Here is a 16298-nt window from a genome sequence, read left to right as displayed (position 1 = left end):
TCACCGAACGTACGGCGCTCACCCGGCGAGATCACCGTCCATCGTGCACACCCCAGGCGCCCCGACTGTGCAATCAGCCCATGTCGCTACTCTTGTGCCGATGACCGGCCCGGCTCGCGACCGCGGAGCGCTCGTGCTCCGTCTACTCGGCGTGCTCGGCATCGTCGCCGGCGTCTTCGCCATGCACGGCCTGACGGGTCAGCACGATGCCGCCATGGCGATCATGCACCTGCCTGGCGTCACGCAGACCGGCCTGACGCCGACGGCACCTGCGGACTCGACGCCGGCCGACGCGATGGCGGGCGGGCTTTCGCAGGTCGGTGAGTCGGCGGCGGGGCATTCGGTCCGACTGCCGATCGCGCTGGTCGACGGGTTCGACCGGGTGGCGATCGGGGCCGCGGGCGAGCAGCACGGCATGGCTGGAGCCTGCATGGCCGTACTGACCGCCCTGCTGTTGCTACTGGCCCTGGTGCTCGGGTTGCGAAGCCTGCTGGCGTGGCGGTCGGTGGTGCTGCTCGCGCCGGCTGAGCGGCTGACATCGACCGACCGATCACCGCCCTGGCTTGCTCCATCGCTGTCGACGTTGGGTGTGCTGCGGATATAGGCCGACCAGCGCCGTTCCGCCGTACCCGACTTTCGACACCCCAAGGATTGCGATGAAGCACGTCTACCGTACGACCGCGGCCTCGGCCGCCCTCCTCGTCACCGCGCTGGCACTCGCCGCCTGCGGCGACTCCGATTCCGGCTCGATGCCGGGCATGAACCACAGCAGTTCCGGTACGCCGATGACGCCGCCGGCCGACTCGGCGTTCAACGACGCGGATGTCACGTTCGCGACGCAGATGATCCCGCATCACCAGCAGGCGGTGCAGATGGCGAGTATGGCGGGCTACCAGGCGACCACGCCGGAGGTGAAGAAGCTCGCCACGGCGATCCAGGCCGCGCAGGATCCGGAGATCAAGCTGATGAGCGGCTGGCTCACCGCCTGGGGCAAGCCCGTCCCGACGCCGAGCCACGATGGCCACGGGATGTCCGAGCCGATGCCCGGGATGATGTCCGAGGAGCAGATGTCCGAGCTCAGCAAGGCGGACGGCTCGATGTTCGACCGGATGTGGATCCAGCTGATGATCAAGCATCACCGGGGCGCGGTCGCCATGGCCAAGACCGAACAGAGCACCGGCAAGGCTCCGGCCGCAATCGCTCTGGCCAAGACGATCGAGACCGCCCAGGCCGCCGAGATCGCCACCATGCAACGCCTCCAGGGCCGCCTCCCGGTCGGCTGACCATCCGGCAAGCCGGGTCGCGGCGGCACGCGACCCGGCTTGTCCTCACTCTCCGGTCCGCCACCGCACCTGCAGGCCGTCGCGGCGGCCGATCTGTTCGATTCGGGCGCCGACGTGGGCGCTTGTCTCGCGGAGGTGGTCGGGGTCGTCCGCGTGGACTTGGAGGACCAACTCGTTCTCGAGGGCGCGGATCGACCAGGTTGCCTCGCCCAGGTCGATGAGGAGCTCGCCCGGAGCGCTGGACAGGACCTTCATGCCGCCGGGCTGGTGCCCGAAGTGGCTGCTGAGTTGTTCGACGTACCGCGCCGCGCGGGGTGTCCCGACGCGTGCCTCGACCATCGCCATCCGACGACTCCTTTTTCGATACATAGTGTCTCGAACAATGACGATTTGTCCAGGTAGTCTGGTGCCGTGCCGAAGTTGTGGGACGACAGCATCGCGACGCATCGCCAGGCAGTTCGGCGGGCCGTGCTCGATGCGACCGCCGAGCTGGTCGGCGAGCGTGGGCTGACCGGCGTCACGATGTCGGAGGTCGCGAAGCGGACCGGGCTCGGCCGGGCGACGCTGTACAAGTACTTCCCGGACGTCGACTCGATCCTGGTCGCATGGCACGAGCGGCAGGTCGCTGACCATCTCCAACAGCTCGCCGACACCTGGGAGCGGACCGGAAGTCTCGAAGCAGTCCTGGAGGCCTACGCCTTCATCTGCCACGAGCACCCGACCGCCGAGCCGGCCGCGTCCCTCCACAGATCCGAGCACGTCACCCGAGCCCGCGCGCACCTGGTCGACTTCCTCGCGGACCTCTTGACCGACGAACGGGACGACGTCCCGCCGCAGGAGCTGGCGGAGTACTGCGTGCACGCCCTGACCGCGGCAAGCACCGTACCGTCGAAAGCAGCGGTACGGCGCTTGATCGCGGTCACGCTGACCGGGTTACGCGGCCAGCCGAGCGGGTGACAGGTCGAGGCGGCGGAGCAGCTGGGCGTTCGACGCGACCACGATCGTCGAGATCGACATCAGGATGGCGCCGACCGCCGGGGACACGACCACACCGGCGAACGCGAGTACGCCGGCCGCCAGCGGGACCGTGATGACGTTGTAGCCGGTGGCCCAAATGAGGTTCTGCCACATCTTGCGGTAGCTGGCGCGCGACAGGGCGATCACCGACAGGACGGCGCGCGGATCGTCGGCGGCCAGGACGACGCCGGCCGACTCGATCGCGACGTCAGTACCGGCTCCGATCGCGATGCCGACCTCGGCGCGAGCCAGGGCGGGTGCGTCGTTGACGCCGTCGCCGACCATGGCGACCTTCAGTCCGCGGGCCTGGAGTTCGGCGACCTTCGCGTCCTTGTCCTGCGGCAGGACCTCGGCGAAGACCTCGTCGATCCCCAGCTCCTCAGCAACCGCGTCGGCGACCTGGTGTGCGTCGCCGGTGATCATCGCGACCTTCACACCGCGCCGGTGCAGTGCGTCGACGGCCTGCCTGGACTCCTCGCGGACCGCATCCTCCAACGCGATCGCCCCGGCCACCTGCCCGTCCCGGACCACATGCAGCACCGCGGCCCCACGCGCCTTCCAGGCCTCGACGTCCGATTCCAGCTCCGCCGGCTCGCGTACGTCGTACTCCCGCAGCAGCGCGGGCCCGCCGACAGCAACCGGCGAACCGTCCACGACCGCCTGTACGCCGCGCCCGGTGAGCGACCGGAACTCCGACGCCACCACACCACGTCCACGACCGGCCGGCACGCGATCGGCGTGCGCCCGGACGATCGCCTTGGCCAACGGGTGTTCGCTGTCGGCCTCGACCGCGGCGGCCAGTTCCAGCAGCTCCTCATCGGAGATCGACCCGACCGTGGCGACTCCGGTGACTGCCGGCTCGCCCTTGGTCAGGGTGCCGGTCTTGTCGAACAGGACCACGTCGATCGTGCGCATCCGCTCCAGCGCCAGCCGGTTCTTCACCAGTACGCCGGCCTTCGCGGCGCGTTCGGTGGAGATCGCGATCACCAGCGGGATGGCCAGCCCCAGGGCATGCGGGCACGCGATCACCAGCACGGTCACGGTCCGCGTGACGGCCTCGTTGAGCTCGCCCAGCAGCGTCCACACCACGAACGTGATCAGCCCGGCGATCGACGCGAAGTAGAACAGGAACGCGGCAGCTCGGTCGGCCAGTGCCTGCGCGCGCGACGAGGACGCCTGCGCCTCCGCCACCAGCCGCTGGATCCCGGCCAGCGCGGTGTCGTCGCCGACGGCGGTGACCTCGACCCGCAGGGCGTTGTCGGTGGCAACAGTCCCGGCGACCACGGAATCCCCGACGGCCCGCGTCACCGGCCGCGACTCACCGGTGATCATCGACTCGTCGACCTCGGCCTCCCCTTCGACCACAGTCCCGTCCGCCGGCACACGCCCACCCGAACGAACCAGTACGACGTCGCCTGCCTGCAACTCGTGCAGCGACACCTCGACCACACCGTCGTCGGTCACCTTCTCGGCCGAGTCGGGGAGCAACGCGGCCAACGCGTCGAGGGCACCCGACGCGGCGCCGAGTGCGCGCATCTCCAGCCAGTGCCCGAGCAGCATGATCACGATCAGCAGCGCGAGCTCCCACCAGAAGTCCAGGTCGAACCCGCCGATCTCGAGGGTGGTCACCCAGGACGCCACGAACGCGACCGTGATCGCCATCGAGATCAGCAGCATCATCCCGGGCCGGCGGGACTTCAGTTCGGCCCAGCCACCGGTCAGGAACGGGCGGCCGCCGTACACGAAGATCACCGTGCCGAGGACGGGCGCGATCAGGCCCGAGCCGGGGAACTCCGGCCGCGAGTAGCCGAGCAGGTCGGCGAACATCTCGCTGAAGAACACCACCGGCACCGCCAGCGCCAGGCTGATCCAGAACCGGTCCTTGAACTGCGCCGCATGATCCGCGTGCCCGCCGTGCTCATCATGTCCGCCGTGCTCATCATGTCCGCCGTGCTCGTCATGTCCGCCGTGCTCGTGATGCTCATCCATACCCGTGAAGATACCCCCTAGGGGTATCAAATGCCAAGGCATGGGAAAGCCCCGCCATCCCAACCGGGATGACGGGGCGTGGGGCGAGGAACTACAGCGGCTCGATGTCCGTGAGCGTCTCCGGCGTCAGCTCGACCCAGCGCGTGATGCCGATCTCGCGCAGGAACGGCACGTCGTGACTGGCGATCACCAGCGCACCGCTGTACGACGCGAGCGCATCACGAAGCTGTGCGACGCTGGCCAGGTCGAGGTTGTTGGTCGGCTCGTCCAGCATCAGCAACTGCGGTGGCGGTTCGGCCAGCAACAGCGCCGCCAACGTCGCCCGGAACCGCTCGCCACCCGACAACGTGCCGACCAGCTGATCGGCCGCCCGCCCACGGAACAGGAACCGGGCCAGCCGCGACCGCCGCTCCTGGTTCTCGGTGCTCGGCGCCAGCACCCCCAGGTTGTCCACGATCGACAGGTCGTCGCGGAGCAGATCGAGCCGCTGCGGCAAGTACCGGAACGGCACCAGCGGCAGCGAGCCATCCGTGATCGACTGCAGCAGCGTCGTCTTGCCCGCACCGTTCGGCCCGGTCAAGGCGATCCGCTCCGGCCCCCGGATCTCCAGGTCGACGTGCGCCCCGGTGCGCAGGACGTGGTCCTCCAGCCGCAGGACGATCCGGCCCGGCGGCACGGCGGTCTTCGGCAGGTCGACGCGGATCGCGTCGTCGTCGTGGACCATCGCCTCCGCATCGGCCAGCGCCTCCTGCGCCGACTCGAGCCGCTCGCTCTGCATGCCGAGGTGCTTCCCGGCCGACACCTGGGCGGACCGCTTCAGCCCGCCCGCGATGATCTTCGGGATGCCGCCCTGCTCGAACGCCCGCTGCCCACGGGCCCGGCGCTGGTCCATCTTCATCCGCGCCTCGACCAGGTCGCGCTTCTGCTTCCGGACATCCGCTTCGGCCGCGCGCATCATCCGCTCGGCGGCCTCCTGCTCGACGGCGACCGCCTCCTCGTAGGCGGTCAGGTTGCCGCCGTACCAGGTGACTTCGCCCTTGCGCAGATCGCCGATCTGGTCGACCCGGTCCAGCAACTCCCGGTCGTGGCTGACGATCAGCAACGCACCACGGAACTGTTCGACGGCGTCGTACAGATGCCGCCGGGCCCGCAGGTCGAGGTTGTTGGTCGGCTCGTCGAGGAGCAGTACGTCGGGACGCCGCAGCAACTCGGCGGCCAGGCCGAGCAGGATCGTCTCGCCGCCGGACAGCTCGCCGACGTTGCGGTCGAGCCCGATCGCGCCGAGCCCGAGCCTGCCGAGCAGCGCCTCGGCTCGTTCGTCGACGTCCCACTCGTCGCCGACGATCGCGAAGTTCTCCTCCGAGGCGTCACCGGACTCGATCGCGACGATCGCCCGGCGGACAGCCTCGATGCCGAGCGCCTGGTCGACCCGCAGGGAGGTGTCGAGGGTCAGGTCCTGCGGCAGGTACCCGAGCTCGCCGGCCACCCGTATCGCACCGCGCTGCGGGGTGAGCCGGCCGGCGATGAGCCGGAGCAGCGTCGACTTACCGGCGCCGTTGCGGCCGACGAGACCGGATCGGACCGGGCCGGCGACGAAGCTGAGCCCGTCGAACAGGACGTCGCCGTCCGGCCAGGCGAAGTAGAGGTCCGTACAGGACAGGGAAAAACTCATAGGCGTGCACTCCAGACGAGGTCTCGGACGAGACCGCACACCAGAACAGGTGGCGATCAGCGGCAGAAAGAGAACCTCGGAGTTACAACGCGGACCCCTGACGTCGGGAATGGGACGTCACCAAGACTAGGTCGCACTCCCGGCCGGGTTCAACTCTTTTCCTGACGCTTGCGCCAGGCAACGATCACGAGGTCGACCAGGGCGACCACCGCGAGCGCGGCGAACGCGATCACCCACCCGACGGGCAGGTCGTAGACGGCGGACAGCACCGCCGCCGCGATCCACAGCAGCACGCCGAAGACCGCGAGTACCAGCCGCAGTGTCAGGGCACTGCGCGGCGGCTCCGGTTCGAAGGCCATACCACCGGGCTACCTCATGGTGCTTTGCGGAGCCAGGTTTCGACGCCGGCGATGTGGGCGGTCATCCAGGCGCGGGCCGCCTCGGCGTCGCCGATCTCGATCGCGTCCAGGATCGCGGCGTGCTCGGACAGCGTCCGCTCGACCGCGCCGGCCTGGGTGACGCCGCGCCAGATCCGGGCCCGCTGGGTCGCACCGGAGATGCCGTCGAGCAGCGAGCAGACGACCTGGTTCCCGGTCGCCTCGGCGATCCCGCGGTGGAACTGCAGGTCGTTCGCGACCAGCTCCTCCACCTCCGCGTCCGGCGTGAGATCGCTGCACAGCAGCCGCAGCTCGGTCACCTGCTCCTTGCTGATCCGTACGGCGGCCAGCGCGGCGACCCCGGGCTCGAGCAGCCTCCGGACCTCGAAGAACTGCAGGACCGAGTCGTCACGATGCAGGTCGACCATGAAGCTCAGCGCGTCCAGCAGGTGCGCCGAGTCGAGGCTCGTGACGTACGTACCGTCGCCGTGCTTGACGTCCAGCACGTTCACCAGCGTCAGCGCCTTGACCGCCTCCCGCAGCGAGTTCCGCGACAGGCCGAGCCGTGCCGCGAGATCCGCTTCTTTGGGCAGCCGATCCCCTGGACCCAATTCCCCCGAGGTGATCATCCCTTTGATCTTGACGATCGCCTCATCCGTCAACGCCATCCAGCAAGTATGCCGCCAGCCGTGCATAAGAACAGGAGGTATCGCCCAGTCAGCGCCTCCCGCACTCGCCTCCACGCTCAAGTCCGGCCACCATCAGTTGCCGCACACAATGACCTCACCAGCGCCCCGGCCTCGATCAGGTCCGTCCACCGAGTCCCCTGGCTCAGGTAGCGCGACCGCACCAGCCGCGGGAGCTCGCCCCACGACAAGCCCGGTACCTCGGCCAGCAGCTGCTCACGCAAAGCCTTGGCATCGAGGCCGCCGGCACACAGCCGCTCCACCCGATCCAGCACACCGCGACCCGGTTTCGCCGAGCTGCTGGAGCGGATCCGGCAGACACCGCTCTCCCAGTCCGTCGCCACCACCCACACCCCGCAACTGCGCGAGCTCATCGAGCACCACAGCCGGGAGCTAGCATCCGAGACATGACGGCGACACCTGGCTACTCGGGCAAACCGCTGGCCACCAAGCTCGGGATCAAGTCGGAGTACGCGGTACTCCTGGACAACGCGCCGGCCGGCTTCGCCATCGAGGGCCTGCCGGCCGGTACGAACGTCGCCCGCCGGGCCGGACGTACGCCGTACGACGTGGTGCTGGCGTTCTGTCCGGACCGGGCCCGGCTGACCACCCGCCTACCCGTTCTGCTCGAGAAGACGACCACGGCCGGGATGATCTGGGTCGCCTGGCCGAAGCGGTCGTCCGGCGTACCGACCGACCTGGACGAGAACGGGATCCGCGAGCTGGCGCTGCCGCTCGGGGTGGTCGACGTGAAGGTGTGCGCGATCGACGGCACCTGGTCCGGCCTCAAGCTGGTTCGGCGGCTGAGCAACCGGTAGAGACCAATCGCCGCCAACTGGACTGATCCGGAGGGTGACGTTGACCACATTTCTGCGCAGTCGTGATCATCACCGGCGGCGAGTGGACAACTGCATACAGTGGGCAGCCACGCTCAAACCGCCCTACTCAGCGTCACCTCGGCGAGCGGCGAAATCCCACCTCTGCAAGGCGTACCGCAGTTCCGTCCGCTCCTCACCGCGCGACGGAGCAGTGAGCGGCCGGCCGGTGAGCTGAAACACCTGCCTGCACAGTGTTTCAGGCCTCGATCGATCAAGTCCCGGGAGCCTGACCACCCGACGCACTGGTCCGGTGATCCCGGGCTGTGGAAGTCGTCGGCGTGCTATTAGCCTTTGCTTGGGACACCACCCATAACATCAGGATCAACAACCGCGGTACCGGACCCGATCGGAAGAGGCGAACTGCCCAGTGGCCACCGAGCCATCAGACACAAATCCCCTAGCAGCCTTCGGTGCGAACGAATGGCTCGTCGACGAGCTGTACGAGAAGTACCAGCAGGACCCGAATTCGGTGGATCCGGCGTGGCTCGACTTCTTCAAGACCTATCAGCCAGGTGACGCGAAGCCGGTGACTACCACCCCGGCCGACGCTCCCCGGCCCGACGCGGTGTCCGAGAACAAGACTCCTGAGGCGCCGAGCCGCGGCACGGCAGCGTCCGCGCCCGCCTCGAGCCAGCCCGCCGCCGCGGCCACGGCCGCTGCACCCGCAGCCGCAGCTCCGGCCGCGGCTGCCGCAACACCGCCGGCCGGCGCGCAGGCCGCCGTACCGCAGAACCAACCTGCAGCGAAAGCGGCGCCGGCCCCGACCAGCGCCGCCCCCACCGGAGGCAAGGTGAACCAGCCGCCCAGCGTGCAGCCGAAGCCGGCTCCCGAGACCAGCACGGACACCGAGCGGAAGATCCTCCGCGGCGCGCCCGCGCGGACGGCGCAGAACATGGAGACCAGCCTCACGGTCCCCACCGCGACCAGCGTCCGCCAGGTCCCGGTCAAGCTGCTGATCGACAACCGCATCGTCATCAACAACCACCTCAAGCGCGCCCGTGGCGGCAAGGTCTCCTTCACCCACCTGATCGGCTGGGCGCTGGTGAAGGCCCTGAAGACGCTGCCCGAGATGAACGCGTCGTACGACGAGACCGACGGCAAGCCGACGCACGTCCAGCCGGCCCACATCAACCTCGGCCTGGCCATCGACATGCAGAAGCCGGACGGCACCCGGCAGCTGCTGGTGCCGTCGATCAAGGCCGCCGAGACGATGACGTTCGCCGAGTTCTGGATGGCCTACGAGGACATCGTCCGGCGGGCCCGGGACAACAAGCTGGCGCTGCCCGACTTCCAGGGCACCACGATCAGCCTGACCAACCCCGGCACCATCGGCACCCAGCACTCGGTGCCGCGGCTGATGACCGGCCAGGGCACGATCATCGGCGTCGGCGCGATGGAGTACCCGCCGGAGTACCAGGGCGCGGCCGACGAGACGATGGCCAAGCTCGCGGTCAGCAAGGTGATGACGCTGACCTCGACGTACGACCACCGGATCATCCAGGGCGCCCAGTCGGGTGAGTACCTGCGCCGCCTGCACCAGCTGCTGCTCGGCCAGGAGGGGTTCTACGACGAGATCTTCCAGTCGCTGCGCATCCCGTACGAGCCGATCCGCTGGGCCGCCGACCTCCCGCACAGCCACGAGGAGGACGTCTCCAAGCAAGCGCGCATCCTCGAGATGATCCACGCCTACCGGGTGCGCGGCCACATCATGGCCGACACCGACCCGCTGGAGTACAAGCAGCGCAGCCACCCGGACCTGGATGTGGCCACCCACGGCCTGACCCTGTGGGACCTGGACCGCGAGTTCGCCACCGGCTCGTTCGGCGGCGGCGACCGGAGGTTCATGAAGCTGCGCGAGATCCTCGGCATCCTGCGGGACTCGTACTGCCGGACCACCGGTGTCGAGTACATGCACATCCAGGACCCCGAGCAGCGCAAGTGGATCCAGGAGCGGGTGGAGCGGCCGCATACCAAGCCGCCGCGCGAGGAGCAGTTGCGCATCCTGGCCAAGCTGAACGAGGCCGAGGCGTTCGAGACGTTCCTGCAGACCAAGTACGTCGGCCAGCGCCGGTTCTCGCTGGAGGGTGCCGAGACCACCATCCCGCTGCTCGACGAGCTCTGCGAGGAGGCGGCCGGAGCGGGTCTGGCCGAGGTCGCAATCGGTATGGCGCACCGCGGCCGGCTGAACGTCCTGGCCAACATCGTCGGCAAGTCGTACGGCCAGATCTTCCGCGAGTTCGAGGGCAACATCGACCCGCGGACCGTGCAGGGCTCCGGTGACGTCAAGTACCACCTAGGGGCCGAGGGCGAGTTCGTCTCCGAGTTCGGCGACAAGATCAAGGTCTCGGTGGCGGCGAACCCGTCCCACCTGGAGACCGTCGACCCGGTGCTGGAGGGCATCGTCCGGGCCAAGCAGGACCTCCTGGACCGCGGCTCCGCCTTCCCGGTGCTGCCGTTGCTCGTGCACGGTGACGCGGCCTTCGCCGGCCAGGGCGTGGTGGCGGAGACGCTGAACCTGTCCCAGCTGCGCGGTTACCGCACCGGCGGCACGATCCACGTCATCGTGAACAACCAGGTCGGCTTCACCACTTCACCGGCGTCGTCCCGCTCGTCGATGTACTCCACCGACGTGGCCCGGATGGTGCAGGCGCCGATCTTCCATGTGAACGGCGACGACCCCGAAGCGTGCATCCGGGTCGCCGACCTGGCCTTCGAGTACCGTCAGGCGTTCAACAAGGACGTCGTCATCGACCTGGTCTGCTACCGCCGCCGGGGTCACAACGAGGGCGACGACCCGAGCTTCACCCAGCCGCTGATGTACGACCTGATCGAGCAGAAGCGGTCGGTCCGCAAGCTCTACACCGAGGCCCTGATCGGCCGTGGCGACATCACGATCGAAGAGGCCGAGCAGGCCATGCAGGACTTCCAGCACCGGCTCGAACGGGTCTTCGCCGAGGTCCGCGAAGCGAAGAGCCAGCCGGACACCCCGGCGCCGTACGTCACCGTCCCGATCTACCCGGACAAGCCGGAAGGCCCGGACGCGACCGCGATCACGCCCGAGGTGCTGAAGAAGATCGCCGACGCGCACACCACGCTGCCGGAAGGCTTCACCGTGCATCCGAAGGTGATGCCGCAGCTGCAGCGCCGGGCGCACGCGATCACCGAAGGCCCGATCGACTGGGCCAGCGCGGAGATCACCGCCTTCGGCTCGCTGCTGCTGGCCGGGCGGCCGGTCCGGCTGGCCGGTCAGGACAGCCGTCGCGGCACGTTCGTCCAGCGGTTCGCCGCTGTCATCGACCGGGTCAACGGCCAGGACTACGTCCCGCTGCAGAACCTGGACGAGAACCAGGCGAGCTTCTACGTCTACGACTCGCTGCTGAGCGAGTACGCCGCCCTCGGCTTCGAGTACGGGTACTCCGTGGCGCGGCCGGAGGCGCTGACGCTGTGGGAGGCGCAGTTCGGCGACTTCGTCAACGGTGCCCAGTCGGTCATCGACGAGTACATCTCGTCCGGTGAGGCGAAGTGGGGCCAGAAGTCCGGTGTCGTGCTGCTGCTGCCGCACGGCTACGAGGGCCAGGGCCCGGACCACACGTCGGCCCGGATCGAGCGGTTCCTGCTGCTCTGCGCGGAGAACGCGATGACCGTCGCGCAGCCGTCGACCCCGGCGTCGTACTTCCACCTGCTGCGCCGGCACACGCTCGGCGAGGAGCACACCCCGATGATCGTCTTCACGCCGAAGCAGCTGCTGCGGCGCAAGGAGGCGGTGTCGCAGCCGGAGGAGCTGACCCACGGCACCTTCCGGCCGGTGATCAGCGACACGGTGGCCGAGGAGAACCCGGCGACCGTCGAGCGGGTCATCCTGGCGTCGGGCCGGATCGTGTACGACCTGCTGGCCGAGCGCAAGAAGGTCGAGCCGGACAAGATCAGCACCGCGATCCTGCGGGTCGAGCAGCTCTACCCGCTGCCGGCCGACGAGGTCGTCGCCGAACTGGCGAAGTACCCGAACGCGACCGAGATCCGCTGGGTCCAGGACGAGCCCGCGAACCAGGGCCCGTGGCCGTTCATGGCGCTGAACCTGACCGAGCATCTCGGCGGCAAGCCGTTCTACCGGGTCTCCCGGCCGGCCATGTCCGCCCCGGCGGTCGGCTCGCACGGCGTCCACGGCACCGAGCAGGCCACGCTCTTGAAGCAGGCCTTCAGCTGACGTGTACTTCACCGACCGAGGGATCGAGGAACTCGAGGGCCGGCGTGGCGAGGAAGACGTCACGCTGGCCTGGGTCGCCGAACGCCTCCGCGAGTTCGTAGACCTCAACCCCGACTTCGAAACCCCCATCGAACGCTTCGCCACCTGGCTGGCCCGCCTCGACGACGAAGACGACTAGCCCCTTCCAACAGACACACACATGCCCTCCGCCGGTCCTTCCGGTGGAGGGCATGGTGCTTCGTCTAGTCGGTGTGGGGTGGGTGGGGTCGGCGGGGTGGGTCCGGGGCCAGGGTGCCGTCGGGGGCGATGTGTTCGAAGATCTGGTCCACGAGGTTGAGGACGTGGGGGTCTTCGACGGTGTAGATGTGGCGGCGGCCTTCGCGGCGGGCGGTGATGATGCCGGCCAGCCGGAGCTTGCCGAGGTGCTGGCTGGCGGTGGCGATGCTGACTCCCACCCGCTCGGCCAGCGTGCCGACGTCGTACTCGCCCTGGGCCGCCAAAGAGACCAGATGCAGCCGCACCGGGGCGGACAGCATGGCGAACGTGCCAGCGGCGGAGTCCAGCTGCGCCTTCGTGGGTTCGGGGAACGGTGTTGTCATCGCGCAGTCATTGTGACCGGTTGACCGGTCAGCGGACAGTGCGCCGTGCCGGGGTGAGGACGGTCTCATACTTTCGCAATTGCGAAAGTGTTAAAACGATGGCAGGCTGGAAGCATGTTCCGAGCCCTCCGCCCCGTCCTGGTGCTGCTCGTGGTGGCGATCCCCGCGGTCGCTCTCCGGCTCACTGGAACGCATCCGCCGGCCCTGGCGTCGATGCTGATCTTCGGTCTCGCCGTCGTCGCCGCGTCCTTCGTGCTGGCCTGGGCCGCGGAAGCCGCCGAGGTGGACATCTCGGGCGGCCTGGCGATCGCGCTGCTCGCGGTGATCGCCGTCCTCCCCGAGTACGCCGTCGACCTCTACTTCGCGCACACGGCCGGCTCGAATCCCGACTACGTGCAGTTCGCCGCGGCGAACATGACCGGCTCGAACCGGCTGCTCCTCGGCCTCGGCTGGTCCAGCGTCGTCCTGCTCAGCCTGTACGTCGCCTCGCGGCGGAGCGGGCAGTCGATCAAGACGCTGGTGCTGGAGTCCGGTTACCGCCGCGAGCTCGGGTTCCTCGCGATCGCCGGTGTGGTCGCCTTCGTCATCCCGGTGACCGGCGAGATCCACCTGGTGCTCGGCATCCTGCTGCTCGCGTTCTTCGCCTACTACCTGTACCGGGCCGCCGTGTCCGAGCACGACGACGAGCCGGACCTGATCGGACCGGCCGCGACGATCGGCGGGCTCCCGACGGTCCAGCGGCGGATCACCGTGATCGGGATGTTCCTCGGCGCGGCGGGCGTGATCCTGGCGTCGGCCGAGCCGTTCGCAGACTCGCTGGTCGCGAGCGGTCACGCGCTCGGGATCGACCAGTTCCTGCTCGTCCAGTGGCTGGCGCCGCTGGCCTCGGAAGCTCCGGAGTTCATCGTCGCGCTGCTGTTCGCCTGGCGGGGCAAGGGCGCGGCCGCACTGGGCCTGCTCATCTCGGCCAAGGTGAACCAGTGGACCCTGCTGATCGGAAGCCTCCCGATCGCGTACGGCATCGGCGGCGGACCGCTCGCCCTGCACCTGGACGGACGCCAGATCGAGGAGTTCCTGCTGACCGCGACGCAGACGCTGCTCGGGATCGCCGTGCTGCTGAGTCTGCGCTTCCCGCGGTGGGCGGCCTGGACGCTCGCCGGTCTGTTCGCGGTCCAGTTCGCCGTACCGGGTCAGACCGGGCGGTACGTGCTGAGTGCGATCTACCTGGCGCTGGCGATCATCGCGGCCGTCCGCAACCGGCAGTACCTCATTCCAACGTTGACGTCGCCGTTCCGGCGGACGGAAAAGCCCGCCGACGCAGAGCGCGCCGACGAGCTCATCAACATCTGAGCCACGACCTAGCTGGCCTGCTGCTCCTCGACCATCGGGGTACGGCGGCGCTCCTGGGGACCCGGGCGGCCACGACGGCGCCCGTACAGGAACTTCTCACCGGCCGCGGTGCCGGTGAACTTGGTCCGGCGGGCCCACTCGCGGCATTCCTCGATCACCGGGCAGGACGTCAGGCACAGGGCCTGCGCCTTGCGCTGCTCCCACTGACTGGCCGTCTCGTCGTACGCCGGCGCCTGGCCGACGCAGGCGGCCTTGGTCATCCAGCGGTCGGCGGGGTCGGCGATCACCGTCAAGGTCGGCCTCATGGGCACTCCTGCTCCTCATCGATCGGGCGGATCGAACCCGCGGGGGTGTCTCGCGGTAGGACCAGACTGGACCGCTCTCGTTGCCCAGGTGCGACGCCAATGTTTCAGCCATGAAACGTCGTACGCCGTTGGTGTCACAAGAGTGCCGGTGGCACTGGGTCGTGTCTGGCAATTCCACGCCGTAGCGAGCAGGTGCTCGGCGCGGTAGGCGGGGAATTGCCAGACACGACCTCGCGTTATCGGCGGACCATGCGGAGTTCGGTGACGTCGAAGAACGGCTCGTCGGCGACGGTGCCGTCGGCGACGAAACCCTTGTGGCGGTAGAACGCCTGTGCGCGCTCGTTCCCGTCCAGCACCCAGAGGCTGGCCGGCTGCTTGCCCACGGCAACCTCCATCAGGCGGCTGCCGAGTCCGGTCCCCCACCAGGCCTTCCGGGTGTAGATCGCCTGCACCTCGAGCGGTACCGGCGCGTCCTCGTCCTGGGTGGGACGGATCGCGATGAACCCGACCACCCGGTCCCGCATCGGAGCCTCGGGATCCGGGTTCAGGGCGATCCAGCGCGGCCGGCCTTCCTTGGCCGCGGTCGTCCACCGCTCGATCCGGGTGTCGATGTCGGCGGTCCGCTCGGCCAACTTGGCCGGGTCGACAAGGTCGGCGTACGCCTCGAGCCAGCACTGCAGGTGACACCACGCGCCGGCCTCGGCATCCTCGACCCCGGCCGGCCTGATCTCTGGTTGGTTCACTCAGACAGTAAAGACGATCTTGCCGAAGACGTCGCCTTCGTTCATCTTGCTGAAGCCCTTGCGGGCGTCGGCCAGCGGCATGACGGAGTCGATGTGCGGTGAGATGCCGGCGTTCGCCATGAACTGGACGAGCTCGGCGAGCTCGGCGCGGGTGCCCATCGTCGAGCCCTGGACCCGCAGCTGCAGGAAGAAGATCCGGTTCAGCTCGGCCGACTTCGGCGCCTGGCCGCTGGTCGCGCCGGAGATCACCAGGGTGCCGCCCTGCTTGAGCGACTTCAGCGAGTGCGACCAGGTCGCCTGGCCGACGGTCTCCATCACCGCGTCGACCCGCTCCGGCAACCGGGCGCCGGACTCGAACGCGTCGTGCGCCCCGATCTCCAGCGCCCTGGCCCGCTTCGCGTCGTCCCGGCTGGTCGCCCACACCCGTATCCCCGCGGCCCGCGCCAACGTGATCAGCGCGGTCGCCACGCCACCGCCCGCGCCCTGCACGAGCACGGTGTCGCCCGGCTTCAGCCCCGACTGCGTGAACAACATCCGGTACGCCGTCAGCCACGCGGTCGGCAGGCACGCGGCCTGCTCGAAACTCAACCCAGCCGGCTTCGGTACGACGTTCCGCGCCGGTACGGCGACCTTCTCCGCCAACGTGCCCTGGTAGCGCTCACTCAGCAGCGACCGCTTCGGGTCCAGCGTCTCGTCGCCCTTCCAGACCGGGTCCGAGATCACCGCGTGCACGACGACCTCGTTCCCGTCCGGGTCGACGCCGGCCGCGTCACAGCCGAGGATCATCGGCAGACTCTGCTCGGCCAGCCCGACCCCCTTCAGCGACCACAGGTCGTGATGGTTGAGCGCCGTCGCCCGCACATCGATCGTCACCCATCCCTCGGGCACCGTCGGTTCGGGCCGCTCCCCCACCTCCAGCGCGGCGATCGGGTCCTCGGCGTCGAACTTGGCAGCGTAGGCAGCAAGCATGCGAACCACCTTAGGCCCGGAGAGCCGACTGCTCAGTAACCGACATCACCGCACCCGCGCTGCACGCGGGTGCGGTGATAGAAGACCGAACGGCCCCCTGCGGTGGTGAGCGGGGCGGAGCCGTGCGGTAATGAGCGGGGCGGAGCCGTGCGGTAATGAGCGGGGCGGAGCCGTGCGGTAATGAGCGGGGCGGAGCCGTGCGGTAATGAGCGGGGCGGAGCCGTGC

The 16298-nt window shown here is 69.0% G+C and carries 17 protein-coding genes; 7 read left to right on the top strand and 10 right to left on the bottom strand.

Annotated elements, in window-relative coordinates:
• Positions 1-100: 100 nt before the first annotated feature.
• Together AB0E63_RS14230 and AB0E63_RS14225 are read left to right on the top strand one after the other, a co-directional pair.
• On the top strand, positions 101-604 hold the full coding sequence (locus tag AB0E63_RS14230) for a hypothetical protein (RefSeq protein ID WP_360365346.1): 504 nt from the start codon (positions 101-103) through the stop codon (positions 602-604).
• A gap of 52 nt (positions 605-656) precedes the next feature.
• Positions 657-1283 (top strand): DUF305 domain-containing protein, encoded by a 627-nt coding sequence (locus tag AB0E63_RS14225; RefSeq protein WP_360365344.1) that lies wholly within the window; start codon positions 657-659, stop codon positions 1281-1283.
• A 45-nt stretch (positions 1284-1328) separates the two neighbouring features.
• On the opposite strand, the gene AB0E63_RS14220 is transcribed toward AB0E63_RS14225, so the two are convergent.
• A complete protein-coding gene (locus AB0E63_RS14220) occupies positions 1329-1628 on the bottom strand; it encodes a DUF2218 domain-containing protein (protein ID WP_360365342.1) in 300 nt (99 codons plus the stop codon).
• Between the two features lie 66 nt (positions 1629-1694).
• Between AB0E63_RS14220 and AB0E63_RS14215 the strand changes: the two genes are divergently transcribed.
• Positions 1695-2240: a TetR/AcrR family transcriptional regulator gene (locus AB0E63_RS14215; RefSeq protein ID WP_360365340.1), complete on the top strand. Its 546-nt coding sequence runs from the start codon at positions 1695-1697 to the stop codon at positions 2238-2240.
• On the opposite strand, the gene AB0E63_RS14210 is transcribed toward AB0E63_RS14215, so the two are convergent.
• From AB0E63_RS14210 to AB0E63_RS14190, 5 genes are all read right to left on the bottom strand, one after another.
• The gene (locus AB0E63_RS14210; protein WP_360365338.1) at positions 2217-4289 is read right to left on the bottom strand and encodes a copper-translocating P-type ATPase; all 2073 of its coding nucleotides are present in this window, start codon (positions 4287-4289) and stop codon (positions 2217-2219) included. The two genes, AB0E63_RS14215 and AB0E63_RS14210, sit on opposite strands and share 24 nt — an antisense overlap.
• Before the next feature lie 91 nt (positions 4290-4380).
• The gene (locus AB0E63_RS14205; protein ID WP_360365337.1) at positions 4381-5961 is read right to left on the bottom strand and encodes an ATP-binding cassette domain-containing protein; all 1581 of its coding nucleotides are present in this window, start codon (positions 5959-5961) and stop codon (positions 4381-4383) included.
• A 149-nt stretch (positions 5962-6110) separates the two neighbouring features.
• Positions 6111-6320, bottom strand: a complete 210-nt coding sequence (locus tag AB0E63_RS14200; RefSeq protein ID WP_360365335.1) for a DUF6343 family protein — start codon at positions 6318-6320, stop codon at positions 6111-6113.
• 14 nt (positions 6321-6334) lie between these two features.
• Entirely contained in the window at positions 6335-7006 is a 672-nt protein-coding gene (locus AB0E63_RS14195; protein ID WP_360365334.1) for a FadR/GntR family transcriptional regulator, read from the bottom strand.
• Positions 7007-7083: 77 nt separating this feature from the next.
• Complete coding sequence (locus tag AB0E63_RS14190; protein WP_360365332.1) at positions 7084-7398, bottom strand: hypothetical protein; 315 nt, start codon at positions 7396-7398, stop codon at positions 7084-7086.
• Between the two features lie 33 nt (positions 7399-7431).
• Between AB0E63_RS14190 and AB0E63_RS14185 the strand changes: the two genes are divergently transcribed.
• The 3 genes from AB0E63_RS14185 (at position 7432) to AB0E63_RS14175 (ending at position 12284) form a co-directional block, all read left to right on the top strand.
• Positions 7432-7842 carry a DUF3052 domain-containing protein gene (locus tag AB0E63_RS14185; protein ID WP_360365330.1) on the top strand — a complete coding sequence of 137 codons (411 nt, stop codon included), beginning with the start codon at positions 7432-7434 and terminating at the stop codon, positions 7840-7842.
• A gap of 427 nt (positions 7843-8269) precedes the next feature.
• The gene (locus AB0E63_RS14180; RefSeq protein WP_360365328.1) at positions 8270-12106 is read left to right on the top strand and encodes a multifunctional oxoglutarate decarboxylase/oxoglutarate dehydrogenase thiamine pyrophosphate-binding subunit/dihydrolipoyllysine-residue succinyltransferase subunit; all 3837 of its coding nucleotides are present in this window, start codon (positions 8270-8272) and stop codon (positions 12104-12106) included.
• A gap of 1 nt (position 12107) precedes the next feature.
• Complete coding sequence (locus AB0E63_RS14175; RefSeq protein ID WP_360365326.1) at positions 12108-12284, top strand: DUF6104 family protein; 177 nt, start codon at positions 12108-12110, stop codon at positions 12282-12284.
• Between the two features lie 64 nt (positions 12285-12348).
• On the opposite strand, the gene AB0E63_RS14170 is transcribed toward AB0E63_RS14175, so the two are convergent.
• Positions 12349-12705, bottom strand: a complete 357-nt coding sequence (locus AB0E63_RS14170; protein ID WP_360365324.1) for a metalloregulator ArsR/SmtB family transcription factor — start codon at positions 12703-12705, stop codon at positions 12349-12351.
• A 114-nt stretch (positions 12706-12819) separates the two neighbouring features.
• Between AB0E63_RS14170 and AB0E63_RS14165 the strand changes: the two genes are divergently transcribed.
• Positions 12820-14055 carry a sodium:proton exchanger gene (locus tag AB0E63_RS14165; RefSeq protein WP_360365322.1) on the top strand — a complete coding sequence of 412 codons (1236 nt, stop codon included), beginning with the start codon at positions 12820-12822 and terminating at the stop codon, positions 14053-14055.
• An 8-nt stretch (positions 14056-14063) separates the two neighbouring features.
• On the opposite strand, the gene AB0E63_RS14160 is transcribed toward AB0E63_RS14165, so the two are convergent.
• From AB0E63_RS14160 to AB0E63_RS14150, 3 genes are all read right to left on the bottom strand, one after another.
• Positions 14064-14360 (bottom strand): WhiB family transcriptional regulator, encoded by a 297-nt coding sequence (locus AB0E63_RS14160; RefSeq protein WP_360365320.1) that lies wholly within the window; start codon positions 14358-14360, stop codon positions 14064-14066.
• A gap of 236 nt (positions 14361-14596) precedes the next feature.
• Positions 14597-15103: a GNAT family N-acetyltransferase gene (locus AB0E63_RS14155; protein ID WP_360365318.1), complete on the bottom strand. Its 507-nt coding sequence runs from the start codon at positions 15101-15103 to the stop codon at positions 14597-14599.
• The gene (locus AB0E63_RS14150; protein ID WP_360365316.1) at positions 15104-16072 is read right to left on the bottom strand and encodes a zinc-binding dehydrogenase; all 969 of its coding nucleotides are present in this window, start codon (positions 16070-16072) and stop codon (positions 15104-15106) included.
• Between the last annotated feature and the right edge of the window lie 226 nt (positions 16073-16298).

It is taken from the genome of Kribbella sp. NPDC026596, from assembly GCF_040638415.1.
Taxonomy (GTDB): Bacteria; Actinomycetota; Actinomycetes; order Propionibacteriales; family Kribbellaceae; genus Kribbella.
This window is presented reverse-complemented; position numbering and strand designations above follow the sequence as displayed.

Bases quoted from the DNA above. Each gene is read 5' to 3' on its own strand.
- AB0E63_RS14165 (WP_360365322.1), top strand. From the start codon at position 12,820: ATGTTCCGAGCCCTCCGCCCCGTCCTGGTGCTGCTCGTGGTGGCGATC.
- AB0E63_RS14185 (WP_360365330.1), top strand. From the start codon at position 7,432: ATGACGGCGACACCTGGCTACTCGGGCAAACCGCTGGCCACCAAGCTC.
- AB0E63_RS14160 (WP_360365320.1), bottom strand. From the start codon at position 14,360: ATGAGGCCGACCTTGACGGTGATCGCCGACCCCGCCGACCGCTGGATG.
- AB0E63_RS14170 (WP_360365324.1), bottom strand. From the start codon at position 12,705: ATGACAACACCGTTCCCCGAACCCACGAAGGCGCAGCTGGACTCCGCC.
- AB0E63_RS14230 (WP_360365346.1), top strand. From the start codon at position 101: ATGACCGGCCCGGCTCGCGACCGCGGAGCGCTCGTGCTCCGTCTACTC.
- AB0E63_RS14195 (WP_360365334.1), bottom strand. From the start codon at position 7,006: ATGGCGTTGACGGATGAGGCGATCGTCAAGATCAAAGGGATGATCACC.
- AB0E63_RS14220 (WP_360365342.1), bottom strand. From the start codon at position 1,628: ATGGCGATGGTCGAGGCACGCGTCGGGACACCCCGCGCGGCGCGGTAC.
- AB0E63_RS14190 (WP_360365332.1), bottom strand. From the start codon at position 7,398: ATGAGCTCGCGCAGTTGCGGGGTGTGGGTGGTGGCGACGGACTGGGAG.
- AB0E63_RS14210 (WP_360365338.1), bottom strand. From the start codon at position 4,289: ATGGATGAGCATCACGAGCACGGCGGACATGACGAGCACGGCGGACAT.
- AB0E63_RS14205 (WP_360365337.1), bottom strand. From the start codon at position 5,961: ATGAGTTTTTCCCTGTCCTGTACGGACCTCTACTTCGCCTGGCCGGAC.
- AB0E63_RS14200 (WP_360365335.1), bottom strand. From the start codon at position 6,320: ATGGCCTTCGAACCGGAGCCGCCGCGCAGTGCCCTGACACTGCGGCTG.
- AB0E63_RS14225 (WP_360365344.1), top strand. From the start codon at position 657: ATGAAGCACGTCTACCGTACGACCGCGGCCTCGGCCGCCCTCCTCGTC.
- AB0E63_RS14150 (WP_360365316.1), bottom strand. From the start codon at position 16,072: ATGCTTGCTGCCTACGCTGCCAAGTTCGACGCCGAGGACCCGATCGCC.